General features: G+C 67.1%; 16 protein-coding genes. 10 read left to right on the top strand and 6 right to left on the bottom strand.

Going from position 1 to position 16,384, the window contains the following annotated elements:
• Window positions 1-125 precede the first annotated feature (125 nt).
• Window positions 126-695 carry an isochorismatase family protein gene (locus tag OIU93_RS05945; RefSeq protein WP_264269161.1) on the bottom strand — a complete coding sequence of 190 codons (570 nt, stop codon included), beginning with the start codon at window positions 693-695 and terminating at the stop codon, window positions 126-128.
• A gap of 106 nt (window positions 696-801) precedes the next feature.
• On the opposite strand from OIU93_RS05945, the gene OIU93_RS05940 reads away from it, so the two are divergent.
• Window positions 802-1,593 (top strand): PIG-L deacetylase family protein, encoded by a 792-nt coding sequence (locus tag OIU93_RS05940; RefSeq protein ID WP_264269160.1) that lies wholly within the window; start codon window positions 802-804, stop codon window positions 1,591-1,593.
• A 29-nt stretch (window positions 1,594-1,622) separates the two neighbouring features.
• Here the strand turns inward: OIU93_RS05940 and OIU93_RS05935 are convergent, their stop codons facing one another.
• Window positions 1,623-2,762 carry a methyltransferase gene (locus OIU93_RS05935; protein ID WP_264269159.1) on the bottom strand — a complete coding sequence of 380 codons (1,140 nt, stop codon included), beginning with the start codon at window positions 2,760-2,762 and terminating at the stop codon, window positions 1,623-1,625.
• Entirely contained in the window at window positions 2,759-3,433 is a 675-nt protein-coding gene (locus OIU93_RS05930; RefSeq protein WP_264269158.1) for a YigZ family protein, read from the bottom strand. The genes OIU93_RS05935 and OIU93_RS05930 overlap by 4 nt, the downstream gene beginning before the upstream one ends.
• Window positions 3,434-3,496: 63 nt before the next feature.
• Here OIU93_RS05930 and coaE point away from each other — a divergent pair, with 63 nt between their 5' ends.
• From coaE to OIU93_RS05900, 6 genes are all read left to right on the top strand, one after another.
• Entirely contained in the window at window positions 3,497-4,105 is a 609-nt protein-coding gene (gene coaE / locus OIU93_RS05925; RefSeq protein WP_264269157.1) for a dephospho-CoA kinase, read from the top strand.
• The gene (locus tag OIU93_RS05920; protein ID WP_264269156.1) at window positions 4,095-4,448 is read left to right on the top strand and encodes a hypothetical protein; all 354 of its coding nucleotides are present in this window, start codon (window positions 4,095-4,097) and stop codon (window positions 4,446-4,448) included. The genes coaE and OIU93_RS05920 overlap by 11 nt, the downstream gene beginning before the upstream one ends.
• On the top strand, window positions 4,445-4,918 hold the full coding sequence (locus tag OIU93_RS05915) for a hypothetical protein (protein ID WP_264269155.1): 474 nt from the start codon (window positions 4,445-4,447) through the stop codon (window positions 4,916-4,918). Before OIU93_RS05920 ends, OIU93_RS05915 begins: the two co-directional genes overlap by 4 nt.
• Window positions 4,919-4,965: 47 nt before the next feature.
• Entirely contained in the window at window positions 4,966-7,068 is a 2,103-nt protein-coding gene (gene uvrB, locus OIU93_RS05910) for an excinuclease ABC subunit UvrB (RefSeq protein WP_264269154.1), read from the top strand.
• Between the two features lie 357 nt (window positions 7,069-7,425).
• Window positions 7,426-8,457: a TerC family protein gene (locus OIU93_RS05905; RefSeq protein WP_372342874.1), complete on the top strand. Its 1,032-nt coding sequence runs from the start codon at window positions 7,426-7,428 to the stop codon at window positions 8,455-8,457.
• A gap of 85 nt (window positions 8,458-8,542) precedes the next feature.
• Window positions 8,543-9,856, top strand: a complete 1,314-nt coding sequence (locus OIU93_RS05900; protein ID WP_264269153.1) for an MFS transporter — start codon at window positions 8,543-8,545, stop codon at window positions 9,854-9,856.
• Here the strand turns inward: OIU93_RS05900 and OIU93_RS05895 are convergent.
• The gene (locus tag OIU93_RS05895) at window positions 9,853-11,136 is read right to left on the bottom strand and encodes an alpha/beta hydrolase (RefSeq protein WP_264269152.1); all 1,284 of its coding nucleotides are present in this window, start codon (window positions 11,134-11,136) and stop codon (window positions 9,853-9,855) included. The genes OIU93_RS05900 and OIU93_RS05895 overlap by 4 nt on opposite strands.
• Window positions 11,133-11,612, bottom strand: a complete 480-nt coding sequence (locus OIU93_RS05890) for a GNAT family N-acetyltransferase (RefSeq protein ID WP_264269151.1) — start codon at window positions 11,610-11,612, stop codon at window positions 11,133-11,135. The genes OIU93_RS05895 and OIU93_RS05890 overlap by 4 nt, the downstream gene beginning before the upstream one ends.
• Window positions 11,613-11,727: 115 nt before the next feature.
• Between OIU93_RS05890 and OIU93_RS05885 the strand changes: the two genes are divergently transcribed.
• Entirely contained in the window at window positions 11,728-12,582 is an 855-nt protein-coding gene (locus tag OIU93_RS05885) for a metal-dependent hydrolase (RefSeq protein ID WP_264269150.1), read from the top strand.
• Window positions 12,583-12,638: 56 nt separating this feature from the next.
• Here OIU93_RS05885 and OIU93_RS05880 read toward each other — a convergent pair whose 3' ends face one another.
• Window positions 12,639-15,170, bottom strand: a complete 2,532-nt coding sequence (locus OIU93_RS05880; protein WP_264269149.1) for an RNA helicase — start codon at window positions 15,168-15,170, stop codon at window positions 12,639-12,641.
• A 52-nt stretch (window positions 15,171-15,222) separates the two neighbouring features.
• On the opposite strand from OIU93_RS05880, the gene OIU93_RS05875 reads away from it, so the two are divergent.
• Together OIU93_RS05875 and OIU93_RS05870 are read left to right on the top strand one after the other, a co-directional pair.
• Window positions 15,223-16,011, top strand: coding sequence for a trans-aconitate 2-methyltransferase (locus OIU93_RS05875; RefSeq protein ID WP_264269148.1), 789 nt, complete (start codon window positions 15,223-15,225; stop codon window positions 16,009-16,011).
• Window positions 16,012-16,050: 39 nt separating this feature from the next.
• Complete coding sequence (locus tag OIU93_RS05870; protein WP_264269147.1) at window positions 16,051-16,362, top strand: hypothetical protein; 312 nt, start codon at window positions 16,051-16,053, stop codon at window positions 16,360-16,362.
• The last annotated feature ends 22 nt before the right edge of the window (window positions 16,363-16,384 follow it).

Here is a 16,384-nt window from a genome sequence, read left to right as displayed (position 1 = left end):
CTCCTCAATGCGGGGTGCGTTGCCGTCCGGCGGTGGCCGTCACGACAACCCTGGGTTGGATCTCCTGCGTGACAAGTTTCTAGCACCCTACAGCCCGGAAGGGGGCCTTGGGTAGGGCGAACGGTTCAGTCGTTCAACACCACGGGGCGGAACCCGACCTCCTCTGAGCGTTCCAGCGAGAAATCCTGGTTGGGGTAGTCCAGCGAGGCAAAGTAGGCGTTGGTGTGTGCGATGATCTGGTCCCCTGTCAGGCTCTGGCCCTCGAAGGTCGACGCCCCCGTCGTGTGGGCATCGCGCACCACCGTGACGTCGTAGCCCATGGCCGCCGCGCGCCCGGCCGTGGTGCGCAGGGAGTAATCCGATTGCGCGCCGCAGACCACCAGTCGCCCCACGTCCCCGGCGATCAGGGAGGCGTGCAGCCCGGTGCCGGTGAAGGCATCGCGGTACGACTTGTGGATCCGGTGCTCCCCGTCCAGCGGCTCCAGTGCGGCGACCATCCGCCACGGCGTCGAGTGGCGCTCGAATTCGCGTTCATCCTGCACCCAGTACACGGGGGTGCCGGTGTCGCGGGCCCGGGCCAGGAGGTCCTGGATGCGCGAGATGACCTTCTTGGGGTGCACGCAGTATTCCATCACGCCGTTTTGCATGTTGATGATGACCAGTGCGGTTTTCGTTCCTTCAAGTGACTCGTCCATGGAAGCAGTATTGCACCCCCTGGCGGACGCGGGTGACGGCGCGCCCGCGGAAGGGCCGTGCCCGCCGCACTGTTGCGCGGTGTCGGCCGGGACTAGAATTTGCCCCATGAACGAGCCGCATACCATCGCGGTCGTCGTTGCCCATCCCGACGACGATGCGTATGGTTGCGCGGGTTCCATTGCCATGCACGAACACGACCCCGGATTCCGGTTTGTGCTGGTGCTGGCGACCGACGGGGCTGCCGGCCAAATCTCGGCCGGCGTGCCGGTGACCCCGGGAACCCTCGGCGCCTGGCGGCGGGAGGAAAGTGCCAACGCGTGGCGTGCCCACGGCACCATCCCGGTGCGCCATGAATGGCTGGGCTACGACGACGGGCGTCTGGCGGAGGTCGACTTCGAGGAACTGGTTGCGCGGGTCCGCACGATCCTGTTGCAGGAACGGCCGCAGGTGGTGGCGACCTTCGGTCCGGACGGGATCACCGGGCATCGCGACCACATCGCCATCGGGGCCGCCACCGACGAGGCGTTCAGGCGTGCCCGCGAGGTCCCGGGGCCCGGACTGCGGCGCCTGGTCCATGGCGCCATCCGCGCCTCGGTCTTTGAACGGTGGAACACGGTGCGCCGGCGCACCGGTGCCGTGGTGTGGGATCCGACGATCGAATACCACCTGCGCCCGGTCCCGGACGAGTCCATCGACATCGAGGTCGACACCTCCACGGTGTCCTGGCGCGTGGTCGCCGGGCTGCTGGAACACCGCAGCCAGCGGGACGTGCTGATGGACCCGGGAGTGACCGTCGGCCGGTGGCAGCGCGTGGTTTCGCGCGAGCCCTCGGTCATGGCCTGGCCACGCCGCGCCGCCGGCGAACCTCTGCTCACGGACCTCTTCCAGGGGCTCTGAACCCCCGCGTTCACGGCCCGGACGGAGCGCTACCTCTTGGTCGACGCCGTCACGGTGAACTTCGGGTTCCGCGCGACTTGGCGGGTGGGTCCCACCAGCTTTTCCAGTTGCCCGCGGTAGCCCAGGTGCGAATTCCAGACGCACCACAGCTCCCCGCCGGGCGCCAGCACCCGTCCGGCATCGGCAATCAGCTTCAAGGCGATCCCCGCATGCACGGTGTTGCCCATGTGGAAAGGCGGGTTCAGGACCACGAAGGACTCGGAGGCGTCTGGCAGCGAGGCCAAGGCGTCGTCCTGCACCGCGGTGATCCGGTCGGAGAGGTCGTTGGCGGCCGCGGTGGCGCGCGTGGAGGCCACGGCCGAGGCCGAGTGGTCGGAGGCACGCACCGTGAGGCCCGGATGCCCCAAGGCCAAAAACGCGGCAATGGTCCCGTTGCCGCAGCCCAGGTCCACGGCATGCTGCGCGTCGCCCGGTAGCGACAGGTGCTCGAGCAGGAAGCGGGTCCCGGGATCCAGCTTGGCTCCGCCAAAGGTCTGCGCGTAGGCGCGCACCTGCAGCGGTTCGGGCAACCCCAGGTCGTGGCCGGCCCGCAGCGGAAAGCGCGCTGCGGGGCGCTGGGCCGCCGGGCGGACGGCGGTGGCGGTGAGCACCCGGGACTTCTGGCGTCCCAGCGAGGCGGTGACCGAGGCGAAGTAGCGGCCCAGCACCTCGTTCATCGACAGGCTCATGTGCTTGATGCGCCCGGCGGCCATCACCGTGACGTCGGGCCCGGCATGTTCTGCGACGAACGCCAGCATTTCCTCCAGCGCGTCCAGCGACCGGGGCAATGCCACCAACACCAGGGCGGCGCCTTCAAGCAGTTCGCGGCCCAGGGGCAGGTGCCGGTATTCGCCGGTAAGCTCCGGCAGCAGGGTGTGGGCATTGGCGTCGATGGCGCGGACGCCGGAGAGTGCGTCCTGGTGCACGCGCAGCCCGCGCACCCCGGCCTCCAGCGCCCCGAGGACCAGCGCGCCGTAGTGGTCGTTCAGGACCACCACCCGGCCTGGCTCGCCCGGCCATCCGGCCTCGGCCGCCAGATCCAGCAGCAGCCTGTCCGCTGCATCGACGGCCAGCAGGTTCTCCGCCTCCACGTCGGGCCAGCGGCGCAACTTCTCGAAGTCAAGGCTCATCGGACATCCACCCATTCGGTTCCAAGGTTTATTGCGGTGCTGGCCCCGGCACTGAGGCTGGCCAACCGGTCGGCGAACGCCGCGAGGACCGGCGCCTGGTCATTGAGCGCCACCCGCAGCGTGGCAAGCCGTGGCCCGTACTCGGTGCCCAGGACCTGGATGCCGGCGGCGCGCAGGTCGTTTTCCAGCCGGCCTGCAGCGGCGTAGTCCGCATCGACGCCCAGGATCCGCAGGCGTTCGCGGCGCAGCAGCGGGGCAGCGTCCAGCGCCGTGGACACCGACTCGGAATAGGCGCGCACCAAACCTCCGGCGCCCAGCAGGATCCCGCCGAAGTAGCGCACCACCACTGCGGCGATGTCGGAGAGGTCGGTGGTCCCGGGCGCGGTCTCCCGCTTGGCCAGCGCGTCGAGCATCGGGATGCCGGCGGTGCCCGATGGCTCGCCGTCGTCGTTGCTGCGCATCGCGGTGCGGTCCGGGCCCAGGATGAAGGCGCTGCAATGGTGGCGTGCGTCGAAGTGCTTCTTGCGCAACTCGGCGACCAGGGCGCGGGCAGCTGCCTCGGAATCGACCCGGCGCAGGTAGGTGATGAAGCGCGAGCGCTTGATCTCCAGCTCGGCGGCGAAGTCGCCGTCCACCGTCGTGTAGGCCGTCGCCACCGAATCATTGTCCATTACCTGATCAGTCTAGTGTTTTGCGCCTCCGCGTGCCCGCCGCGCCTCGGTATGCTGGGACACATGCTCAATGTGGGACTCACCGGCGGGATAGCCGCCGGAAAATCGGCAGTCGCCCGGCAGCTTGCCGAACTCGGCGCCGTGCTCATCGACGCCGACGCCATCGCCCGCTCCGTGGTGAACCCCGGAAGCCCGGGCCTGGCGGAGGTCGCCGAGGCCTTCGGCCCCGGAATGCTCACGGAAGCCGGCGAGCTGAACCGCCCGGCATTGGGGGCGCTGGTCTTTGCCGACGCGACCGCCAGGGAAAAACTGAACTCCATCGTCCACCCGCGCGTGCGGGCCGAGGCCGCCCGGCAACGCGCCGCGGCGCCGGCGGACGCGGTCATCGTCCAAGACATCCCGCTGCTGGTGGAAACCGGGCAGGGGAGCGACTTCGACCTGGTCATCGTGGTCGCAGCGCCGTTGGACGAACGCCTGCGCCGCATGGTCGAGGACCGCGGAATGGACGAGGCAGATGCCCGCGCCCGGATTGACGCGCAGGCCACCGACGCGCAGCGAGCGGCCGTCGCCGACATCGTCATCAACAACTCCGGCACGCTGGCGCAGCTGCGCCAACAAGTCACAGAGATCTGGGAGAAGAACATTGCCCCATCCACCAGCCGTGCCCGCTGAGCCCCCTGCGGACCCCGGGAACGACGGGAACTCGCGGGCCCGGGCGGAACTTGCGGCGCTACTGGCCGCCGAATCCGCCAAGGCCCGCACCGAAATGCGCGTCGTCCGCGGACTCTGGGCCTTGGCGTTCATCGCCCTGGCCGGTGCCCTGGTGCTCTGGCTCTTCTTCGGCGGGCGCGAGCAGTTCGTCTCCCGGGACTCCGGCTACGACGCGCAGGTGCTGCTCCCGGCCTGGCTGGCCCTTGCCGGGCTCCTCTCCGCCACCGGAGCCACCATCGTGTTCATGATCCGGTTGATGCGCGGCGCGCTGGGCAACATCGTGGAGCGGCAGGCCCGCAAGTGAGGACCTCGATGGTCGCCGAATCCTTCCTGAGGCACGCACCTGTCGACGGCTCGGCCCCGCAGCTTCTCAGCATCCAGCGTGACCCCGAACGCGCAGCGACGCTGGAAGGCACCATCGGATCGGTCCAGCTGCGCTACCACTCGCTGCAGCTGGTCCCCGTCGACCTTGTCGACGACCTGCCCGGGATCTGGCATGCCCTGCTGGAAGCCGTCGAGGGCTATCTGGCCGACGGGAGCTCGGAGGTTCCCTACCCGTCCATCGAGGCGAACATCCTGCTGACGGGAACCGGGAGCATCGCCAAGTTCACCGTCGGGAAGGTGCGCCACATCGTGGATGCCGGCGAGCTGGTCGAGGGCATCCTGGGCGGGGCGGCCGACTACTTCGGCTTCGCCTCCGGCGCGCAGGACGAGCCGATCGCCCGCATCGGCCGGCTGCGTACAAGGGTCGCCGCTGCCGGCCTTTCAGCCTGAGGCGAGCGCGCGGGCAAAGCGGGGGTGCCAGGGCGTAGCCTAGATGCATGAGTCTTGCGCAGCAGATCAACCGCGTCGTCGCCCCCTTCGAAGTCATCAGCGAGTTCAAGCCCGCCGGAGACCAGCCAACCGCCATCAAGGAGCTGTCCACCCGCATCAACGCCGGGGAAAAGGACGTGGTCCTGCTGGGTGCCACCGGCACCGGCAAGTCCGCGACCACCGCCTGGCTCATCGAGCAGGTGCAGCGCCCCACGCTGGTGATGGTGCAGAACAAGACCCTCGCCGCGCAGCTGGCCAACGAGTTCCGCGAGCTGCTGCCCAACAACGCCGTGGAGTACTTCGTCTCCTACTACGACTACTACCAGCCCGAGGCCTACGTCCCGCAGACCGACACCTTCATCGAGAAGGACTCCTCGATCAACGAGGAGGTCGAGCGGCTGCGCCACTCGGCCACCAACGCGCTGCTGACCCGGCGCGACGTCATCGTGGTCGCCACGGTCTCCTGCATCTACGGACTGGGCACCCCGGAGGAATACGTCGCCGGCATGGTCACCCTGAAAAAGGGCATGGAACTGAACCGCGATACGCTGCTGCGCAAGTTCGTCTCCATGCAATACGCCCGCAACGACATGGACTTCCACCGCGGCACCTTCCGGGTGCGCGGGGACACCGTGGAGATCATCCCGATGTACGAGGAGCAGGCGCTGCGCATCGAGTTCTTCGGCGACGAGATCGAGTCGATCCACACGCTGCACCCGGTCACCGGCGAGGTGATCCGCGAGGAAAACGAGATGTACGTGTTCCCCGCCAGCCACTATGTCGCCGGCGCCGAGAGGATGAGCCGGGCCGTCAAGGACATCGAGGACGAGCTGCAGCAGCGCCTGTCCACCCTGGAGAACCAGAACAAGTTGGTGGAGGCCCAGCGGCTGCGCATGCGCACCACCTACGACCTGGAGATGATGGAGCAGATGGGCTTCTGCAACGGCATCGAGAATTACTCCCGGCACATCGACAACCGTGCCCCGGGCACCGCCCCGCACTGCCTCATCGACTACTTTCCCGATGATTTCCTGCTGGTCATCGACGAATCCCACGTCACCGTCCCGCAGATCGGCGCGATGTACGAGGGCGACATGTCGCGCAAGCGCACCCTGGTGGAGCACGGCTTCCGCCTGCCCTCCGCGATGGACAACCGGCCGCTGAAGTGGGACGAGTTCCTCGAGCGCATCGGGCAGACCGTGTACCTCTCGGCGACCCCGGGCAAGTACGAGCTCGGCAAGGCAGACGGCGTGGTCCAGCAGATCATCCGGCCCACGGGCCTGATCGACCCCGAAATCATCGTCAAGCCCACCAAGGGCCAGATCGACGACCTGCTCGACGAGATCCGCGCCCGGGTCGAACGCAACGAGCGCATCCTGGTCACCACGCTGACCAAGCGGATGGCCGAGGACCTCACCGACTACTTCACCGAGCACGGGGTGCGGGTCCAGTACCTGCACTCCGACGTGGACACGCTGCGCCGCGTGGAATTGCTGCGCGAGCTGCGCATGGGCCTGTTCGACGTGCTGGTCGGCATCAACCTGCTGCGCGAGGGTCTTGACCTGCCAGAGGTCTCGCTCGTGGCGATCCTGGATGCCGACAAGCAGGGCTTCCTGCGCTCGGCCACCTCGCTGATCCAGACCATCGGGCGCGCCGCGCGAAACGTCGACGGCCAGGTGCACATGTATGCGGACAAGATCACCGACGCCATGGCCCAGGCGATCGAGGAGACCAACCGGCGCCGCGAGGTGCAGCAGAAGTACAACAAGGACCACGGCGTGGACCCGCAGCCGCTGCGCAAGAAGATCGCCGACATCACCGATTCCCTGGCCCGAGAGGACGCCGACACCCAGGAACTGCTGAACAACCAGCGCCTGGCCAAGACCGCCAAGCGTTCCAGTGCCGGCACCAAGAAGGCCCACGAGACGGTGCGGGCCGACGGGCTGGCTGCGGCGCCGGCGGAGAACCTGGTGGACATGATCGAGCAAATGACCGAGCAAATGCACGCGGCCGCCGCGGAGCTGCACTTCGAGGTCGCCGCCCGGCTGCGCGACGAGGTCTCCGAACTGAAGAAGGAATTGCGCCAGATGAAGAACGCGGGCCACGCGTAGGTCAGCCAGCCGATCCTGCCGGCAATGCCGCGCGGATCAATAATTCCAGACCAGGTCATACTCGCGGTATGCGTGCACGTCGAGGGCATGTATGACGATATGGGCCGGATGCGTTGCCGCTTCCTCATGGGCAGCCTTTACTGCCTCTTTGGCCTGGTCATTCACGTGCCTGAAACATGTTTGCGTTAGAGTGGTCCAAGCGTAGGGGAGTATCCCAATTGTGCTGTGATCGTCAACACGCGGGGCAATGATGCCCCGCCGGGCGCAGCGGCCGACCTAATCTGAACGGGCGGCGGAGAGACTTGCGGTAATTCCACGTACCCCGTTTTGAAAGGCCCCACATTGGGAAACCACGGCTTGTCACTGCAGTTTGAGATTATTTCTCTTTCCGCATTGTGCATCATTCTTCTGCTTGACCTGCTTTATGTGGTCAAGAAACCACACGAACCCTCGATGAAGGAATCCGGCCTGTGGGTCGGTTTCTATGTCACCCTGGCCCTGATCTTCGGCGCCGTTGTCTGGTGGCAGGCGGGCCCGGACATCGGCCAGCAATTCATTGCCGGCTGGGTCACCGAATACTCGCTGAGCATCGACAACCTCTTCGTGTTCATCATCATCATGGCCCGCTTCTCGGTGCCGCGTAAATACCAGCAGGAAGTGTTGATGTTCGGCATCATCATCGCCCTGATCCTGCGCGGCATCTTCATCATTCTCGGTGCAGCTGTCATCGAAAACTACTCGTGGGTCTTCTACATCTTCGGTGCGTTCCTGCTCTGGACCGCCTGGAAGCAGGCCACCGACAAGGGCGAGGACGAGTCCGAGGGCGCCAACAACGGCCTGGTCTACAAGATGACCAAGAACCTGCCGATCGCCAAGGAATACGACGGCAACAAGCTGCGCACCGTCGTCGACGGCAAGAAGATGTTCACCCCGATGGTCATGGTCTTCGTGACGATCGGCATGACCGACCTGCTCTTCGCCGTGGACTCGATCCCGGCCATCTTCGGCCTGACCCAGTCGCCGTTCATCGTCTTCACCGCGAACCTGTTCGCGCTGATGGGCCTGCGCCAGCTGTACTTCCTGCTCGGTGGCCTGATGGACCGCTTGATCTACCTCAAGCACGCGCTGTCGATCATCCTGGCCTTCATCGGCGTCAAGCTGGTCTTCCACGCGATGCACGTCAACGAGCTCTCCTTCATCAACGGTGGCCGTCACATCGAGTGGGTGCCGGATATCTCGATCACCGTCTCGCTGGTGGTCATCCTGGGCACCATCGTGATTGCCACGGTTGCCTCGCTGCTTTCCCCGGCCGGCCGCCGCGCCGCCGAGGAGCACAAGGCAGCAAAGGCAGAACAGGCAATAGAGGACGCCAACAACGACTCCAAGTAGTCGCCAGGCGCAGGCGGGGTCTGTTTCCTTCGGGAAGCGGGCCCCGCAGCTCTTTAACCCCCGCGTACGTTGCTAGACTGCCGAGGTGACTGTATCCCGGAAAACCCTGCTCATCCCCGAGTCAACGCGCACCAGGGCGCAGCGCCGCGTGGTCTTCACGCTTTCCGCCTCCCAGCTGCTGTCCGGCGTGGGAAACGGCGCGGGGCTGGCCATCGGGTCGCTCATGGCCGTGGAGCTGACCGGGTCCAACGCCTTCGCCGGTGCAGCCACCACCGCGATCTCTGTCGCGGGCGCGCTCAGCGCCCTGCCGCTGGCGGCCCTCGCGGTGAAGCGCGGCCGCCGCGTGGCGCTGTCCTTCGGCTACTTCCTGGCCGGGCTGGGCGCCGTCGGCATGATGCTGGCCCCGGTGCTGGAGAGCTTCGCTGTGCTGATGCTCGGGGCTGCGCTGCTGGGCGTGGGGTCCGCGGCAAACCTGCAGGCCCGCTTTGCCGCCACCGACCTTGCCGAAGACGCCACCCGCGGTCGCGATCTGGGTCTGGTGGTCTGGGCCATCACGATCGGAGCGGTTGCCGGCCCGAACCTCATTGGACCGGGAGCAGTGCTGGGCCAGGGCTTGGGGCTGCCGCCGATGAGCGGGCCGTTCCTCTTCTCGCTTGCCGGAATGGTCCTGGCCATCCTGGTGCTGAACATCGGGCTGCGCCCGGACCCCATCGACCTGGCCCGCGCCTGGGAGGCCGCCGACGGCATTGCCCCGCACCCGCCGGCGGTGGGCCGCCGACGCGGATCGCTGGCCACCGGGCTGGTGGCGGTGCGGGAATCGCCGGGGGCGACCCTGGGCATCTCCACCATCGTGGTGGCGCACCTGGTGATGGTGGGCGTCATGTCGATGACCCCGGTGCACCTCAAGGATCTTGCCGCCATCCCGGGGCACGAGATGCACGGGGGCACCGCCGACATCTTGGTGGTCATCGGGTTCGTGATCTCGCTCCACATCGCCGGCATGTATGCGCTCTCCCCGCTCGTCGGCTCACTGGCCGATAGGATCGGGCAGCCGCGGATGATGCTGGCGGGCCAGGGCGTGCTGGTGGCGGCGGTGCTGGTCGCCGGGCTGGGTGCCGACTCGCGGGCAGCGGTCACCACCGGCCTGGTGCTGCTGGGCCTGGGCTGGTCCATGTGCACCGTTTCCGGCTCGGCGTTCCTGGCCTCGCGGGTGGAGCGCGGCCGCCGCGTGCTGGTCCAGGGTGTTTCCGACACCCTCATGGGTGCCGCCGGGGCATTGGGCGCCGCCGGTTCCGGATTGTTGCTGGCGTGGCTGGGCTACGCCGGGCTCGGCTACCTGTGCCTGGGCTTCATCCTGCTGGTTGCCGTCTTCTGCGTGCGCGAGGTTGCGCGGGCCTAGGAATCCGCGTTGCTCATTTCCAGCAGCTTCGCGAAGATCATCGAGCCGTCGTCGCCGATTCCGTCGTGGTGGAATTCGTCGGTTTCCCACACGCGCATGTTGCCCACCGCGGCGGCGGCCTCCATCGACAGGTCCCTGTCCACGTACACGTCGTGCGTGTAGACGGCGGCAGCGACCGGCACGGTGTTGGCAGCCAAGACCTCCGGGTCGTAGAGTCGGCCCCAGTCCTCGTGTTCGGCCAGGATCCGCGCGGTTTCCTCCAGCGGGCGCAGCACCGGGTCGGAGTCGAAGTACCAGCTGTACACCATTTCCCCGGTCAGCAGCGGGGACGCCGCGTCGGGGGAGAAGGCCGGGAATTCCCCGAGCACGCGTTCGGCGGCCCAGTTGGTGGCTGAGCCCTGTCCGTAGATCGACTCGTGCAGCACCGCATAGAGCGGGTTCGTGGTGCGGTCGGCCTGCTCGGCCACGGCGGCCAGGAAGGTGTCCGAGAGCCGCTTGCCGCCGGGGGTGTCGATGAAGGCGCCCTCCAGGACATGGTGCAGGGAGTGCACCCGGGTGTTGCCGCCCAGGAACTGGCCGAGCATCTGCACTAGCGGCACGGTCAGGGACCGCCCGTTGGGCAGGTGCTCCTCGGTGGCGCGCAGGTGCGCGACGACCTCGTCCAGGACCAGGCGGTCTTGCGGGTACCAGCCGAAGTATTCCTCGTTGCGCGCGGCCATCCGTGCATAGGTGGCGCGGTAGACGGTGTCGGCGTCGGCGGTGAGCGAGGCCAGCCCGCCGGTGACCAGGCAGCGGTCAAGGGCCGTGGGGGCCAGGGACAGGTAGGTCAGCGTGCAGAAGCCGCCGTAGCTTTGGCCGAAGGTGCTCCAGGAGGAGATCCCCAGGGCGCGGCGGATCGCCTCGGCGTCGTGCACGATCGCATCGGCGCGGAAGTGGGTGAGGTAGGCGGCCCGAGCCGCCGCGTCCCCGCGCAGCGGCAGGGACTGGCGGTTGGCCGGGGTGCTCAGGCCGGTGCCGCGCTGGTCCAACAGCAGGATCCGGAAGGTCTTGGCGGCCTCCGCCATCCAGCCGGTGAGCGAGGCGGGGCGCGGGGACTTGCCGCCGGGCCCGCCCTGCAGGAAGAGCAGCCACGGCATCGCCGAGGGGTCCTCGTGCTTGGTGGAGGTGATTTCGCGGGCGAACACCGTGAGGGTCTCGCCATCGGGCCGGGAGTGGTCAAGCGGCAGCTCGAAGTAGTGCTCGGTGCTGCGCATGCCGCGGAAGACGTGGGTGGTGCTCATTTCCGGTTCCCCAATGCAGCCAGCGCCGCTCCCTCGAGCCGGCGCACCGTCCAGCCGTCCATCGATCCGGCGCCCAGCGAGTCGTAGAAGCCGATGGCCGGTTCATTCCAGTCCAGCACGCTCCACTCCACGCGGCGGTAGCCGCGCTCCACCGCGATCTGCGCCAGGGTGGCCAGCAACGCCTTGCCGTGTCCGGCGCCGCGGGCACTCTCGCGCACGTACAGGTCCTCCAGGTGGATCCCGTGCGTGCCCTCCCACGTCGAATACGTCAGGTACCACAGGGCGAAGCCCAGGACGGTGCCGTGCTCCTCGACCACGTGCGCATGGACCTTCGGGTCGGCTCCGAAGAGGTGGGCGACGAGATCGGCCTCGGTGTTTTTCACCGCGTCGGGCTCGCGCTCAAAGATGGCCAATTCGTGGATGAGATCCAGGATGGCGGCGGCGTCGGAGGGCTGTGCCGGGCGAATCAAATGCATGTGACCAAGCCTACCGGCAGCGTTTGCGTGCCGTGAATCCAACGCGTGGGTGCGGGCCCCTAAGGTTGGGGGCGATCGACACGCAAGAACAAAAGCAAGGACGGCACCAAGCAATATGATGGGCGGCCACCACGCGGCCACCGGCGCAGCAGCCTGGATCGCGTTGACCACGAATTTCAAGCTCCCCACCGGGAGCCTCCCCGAGCACCTTCCCTGGCTGCCCGACGCCATCCCGCTGGGCTTCGGCCTGCTGGAGCAGTCCCCGATTGCCGGGGTCGCGGGGGCGATGGTCTGTGCCGGGGCGGCGCTGCTGCCCGACGCGGACCATCGCCGGGCAACCATCGCGCACTCGCTGCCGCCGGTGTCCAACGCGATCTGCGCGGGCATCGGCGAGGTGTCCGGCGGCCACCGCAACGGCACGCACTCGTTGCTGGGCATTGCCGCATTCACGTTCATGGCGTGGGTGCTGGGCATGTGGACAGTGGATTCCACCCGCTTCGGGTTGGTCTATCCGGGTGCCGGGTTGCTGGCGGTGCTGCTGGTGTCCTTCGCGTTGAAGGCGTTGAAGTTCATTCCCGACACCATGGCGAAGCTGCCGTGGATCCTCTCGGTGCCGGCCGGCATCTTCGTGGCGGTGTTCTCGCCGGACGAGCAGAATTGGCTGGTGCTTGCGGTGGCAGTGGGCTGCGCGGTGCACATTGCAGGTGACATGCTCACCGTTGGCGGCTGCAACCTGATCTGGCCGGTGCGGATCCGTTCCCCGCGTTTCATCCGCCGCGTTCCGCTGCTCAAGGACGTGTGGAAGCCAGGTGGTCGCATAGCCATTCCCGTGCTGGGGCGGGCCGGTTCGGTGCGCGAGTGGCTGCTCTGCGTGCCGGTCTCCGCATACGCGCTGGCCGGGCTGGTGGTGCCGATGGTGCTGTTGGCCCACAACCAGGTGCTGCCGCTGACGAAGTTGCTGGGCTTTTAGCGCAAAGGAAATGCGCCCGCCGGAATGATCCGGCGGGCGCATTTGCAGGTGCCGTCCTAGTCCTGGCGCCCCACGCCTGTCACCGTGATGACCGGGTAGCCGGCCTCGTCGGAGTCGGCCAGGTTCACCGTCGCGTCGATGCCCCAGTCGTGGTGATTGGCCGGGTCGGCGAAGACCTGCCGCACCTTCCATGACTCCTTGGACGGGGTGATCAGCAGAAGGTTGGGGCCACGGCCACCGGGGCCGTCGTCGATGTCCTCATGTTCCTCGAAGTACGCGTCCATGGCATCGGCCCAGACATCGGCACCGAAGCCGCTGTGCCCGTCCAGCTCGCCCAGGGCACCGTCCTGCTCGTCGGCGAAGAGCTTCACGCGGCGGAACATTTCGTTGCGCACCATCACGCGGAAGGCGCGCTCGTTGGAGGTCAGGCGCTCGGGGGCCGGCGGGATGATCTCGGCGTCGGGCTCGTGCAGCACGCCGTTGGCCAGCTCCTCCCATTCGTCCAGCAGCGAGGAGTCGATCTGGCGGATCAGTTCCCCGAGCCATTCGATGAGGTCCGACAGGTCCTCGCGCAGCGCGTCCTGCGGCACGGTCTGGCGCAGCGCCTTGAAGGCGTCGGTGAGGTAGCGAAGCAACACGCCCTCGGAGCGGGCCAGCGAGTAGAACTGCACGTATTCGCTGAAGCTCATGGCGCGTTCGTACATGTCGCGGACCACCGACTTGGGGGCGACCTCGAAGTCGCCGAGCCACGGGGCGCCGGCGCGGTACTGCTCAAAGGCGTTGCCCAGCACCTCGGCCAGCGGCTGCGGGTAGCTGACCTCCTCGAGCGCCGCCATGCGGTCGTTGTACTCCATGCCCTCGGCCTTCATCGCGGCGATCGCCTCGCCGCGGGCCTTCTTCTCCTGGGCCGAGAGCACCTGGCGCGGCTTTTCCAGCGTCGCCTCGATGACCGAGACCACATCCAGCGCATAGCCGGGGGACTCGGCGTCGAAGAGCTCAAGGGCCGCCAGCGCGAAGGGGGACAACGGCTGGTTCAGCGCGAAGTTTTCCTGCAGGTGCACCGTGAGGGCCAGCATGTTCCCGTGCTTGTCGGGGTGTTCGAGACGCTCAACGACGCCGGTGGCCAGCAGCTCGCGCAGGATGCCCAGCGCCTTGCGCTGCAGCGCGCGCTGGCGCACCGGCGGCTCGTGGTTCTCGGTGAGCAGTCGGCGGGCCGCGGCAAAGGAATCGCCCTCGCGCGCCAGCAGGTTCAACAGGATCGAGTGGGTCACCGCGAACGAGGAATTCAGCGTCTCGGGGGTGGAGACGATGATCCGTTCGTAGGTCTTCTCGCCCCAGGTCACGAAGCCCTGCGGCGGCTTCTTCTTGGTCACCTGGCGCAGCTTCTTGGAGTCGTCGCCGAACTTCGCCAGGGCCTTCTCCATGGCCTTCTTGTTCTCGATGGAGTGCTCGGGGGCCTGCACGACGACGGTCCCGGCGGTGTCGAACCCGGCGCGGCCCGCGCGTCCGGCGATCTGGTGGAATTCGCGGGCGTTCAGGATGCGCGTGCGCACCCCGTCGTACTTGGACAGCGCGGTGATCAACACCGTGCGGATGGGCACGTTGATGCCAACGCCCAGGGTGTCGGTGCCGCAGATGACCTTGAGCAGGCCGGCCTGGGCCAGCTGCTCGACCAACCGGCGGTACTTGGGCAGCATGCCGGCATGGTGCACGCCGATGCCGTGGCGGACCAGCCGGTTCAGCGTCTTGCCGAAGCCCGGGGCGAACCGGAATCCGGCGATCAGCTCGGAAATCCGGTCCTTTTCCTCGCGGGTGCACACGTTGATGCTCATCAACCCGCTGGCCCGGTCGATGGCCTCCAGCTGGCTGAAGTGCACCACGTAGATCGGCACCTGCTTGGTGCCCAGCAATTCCTCGATGGCTTCCTGCACCGGGTCCTGCGAGTAGTAGTAGTGCAGGGGGATGGGGCGTTCGGCGTGCGCCACGGTGGTGGTGGCGCGCCCGGTGCGCAGCGTGAGTTCGTCCTCGAACCGGGTGACGTCGCCGAGGGTCGCGCTCATCAGCAGGAATTGCGCCTGCGGGAGTTCCAGCAGCGGGACCTGCCAGGCCCAACCGCGCTGCGGGTCGGCATAGAAGTGGAACTCGTCCATGACCACCGGACCCAGGTCGGCGTTCTTGCCTTCGCGCAGCGCAATGTTCGCCAGGATTTCGGCGGTGCAACAGATGATGGGTGCATCCTGGTTCACCGAGGAGTCACCGGTGACCATGCCGACGTTCTCCGCGCCGAAGATCTTGCAGAGGTCAAAGAACTTTTCCGAGACCAGCGCCTTGATCGGCGCCGTGTAGTAGCTGCGTTCCCCGCGGGCCAGTGCATGGAAGTGCGCGGCGACCGCCACCAGGGACTTGCCTGAACCCGTGGGTGTGGCCAGGATGACGTTGTTGCCTGCCACGAACTCCATGACGGCCTCGTCCTGCGCCGGGTACAGCCCGATGCCGCGGTCCTCCACCCACTTCACGAAGGCTTCATAGGTTGATTCGGCGGTGGCACCGCGCGGGGGAGTGTTGGGCAGCAACTCGGTAAGTTTCATGATGTGTCCAAGACTATCGGTTTACGTGGACCTTTCCGCCTACGCTGTGGTTATGAAATGGGACCCGAACAAGTACGTGCAGTTCGCAGATCACCGAGATCGTCCGTTTTACGATCTGACGGCCCGCATCACCGCCGCGACACCGCAACTGGTGGTGGACATGGGGTGCGGTCCCGGACCGCTGACGCATTCCCTGGCCGAGCGCTGGCCGGACGCCCGCGTGGTGGGCCTGGACTCGTCGGTGGAAATGATCGATCAGGCGCGCTCCAAGCACCATGCGGAATACCTCTCCTTTGAATTCGCCGATGCAAGGCAGTGGACGCCAGAGCCAGATACCGACGTACTTGTCTCCAACGCCATGCTCCAATGGATTCCCGAACACCGGCAGTTGATCGCCCGCTGGCTGGAGGCGTTGGCGCCGGGGGCGTGGTTTGCCGCGCAGGTCCCGGGCAACTTCCATTCGCCGTCGCACGCGCTGATGAGGCAGCTCGCGGAATCGGAGCGCTGGGCGCCGCAACTGTCCGGCGTGCTGCGGCAGGACGACGCGTCGGGGGAACCCTCCGATTACCTGAAGATCCTGCTGGATGCCGGGTTTGAACCCGATGTCTGGGAGACCACCTATGGGCAGATCCTCTCTGGACCGGACCCGGTGCTGGAGTGGGTCCGCGGAACCGCGCTGCGCCCGGTCCTGGCCCGGCTCAGCGCGACAGACGCCGCCGACTTCGAGGCCCAGTACGGAGCCTTGGTGAGCGAGGCCTATCCGGCCGTTGACGACCACGGCGGCGGGACCGTCACGCTCTTTCCCTTCCGTCGCATCTTCATGGTGGGCCGCAAGCGCTAGATTGCCCCGGGGACCCGTGCCCTCTCGTAGGGTGGGGACATGGGAAAAAGCCTCTTGCCCGCGCTCGCCGTGGCCACCCTTATGCTCAGTGCCTGTGCAGGACGATCGGCCGACGAATTTCGCCAGCGCGATGTCCAGGGAAACACTGCCTGCATCCACTTTGGCAGTGGTTATACGGACGATGGAAGCGTAGGCCGCGCCAACATGGCCAAGGCCGCGGAACATGGCGCCGCGTCGTCAACCGAGTCGATTCGCGCGGCGGTGTCAACTGATGCCGCCGGAGTACCGGTCATCACGGACGAGGAATCTTTCAAGAGCGCCTGCGAGGCGCAGGGGATGCGTTTCAAGTAGGCAGGGGGTGTCGAACGTGCTC

The organism is Paeniglutamicibacter sp. ZC-3 (assembly GCF_025847175.2).
Classification (GTDB): domain Bacteria; phylum Actinomycetota; class Actinomycetes; order Actinomycetales; family Micrococcaceae; genus Paeniglutamicibacter; species Paeniglutamicibacter sulfureus.
This window is presented reverse-complemented; position numbering and strand designations above follow the sequence as displayed.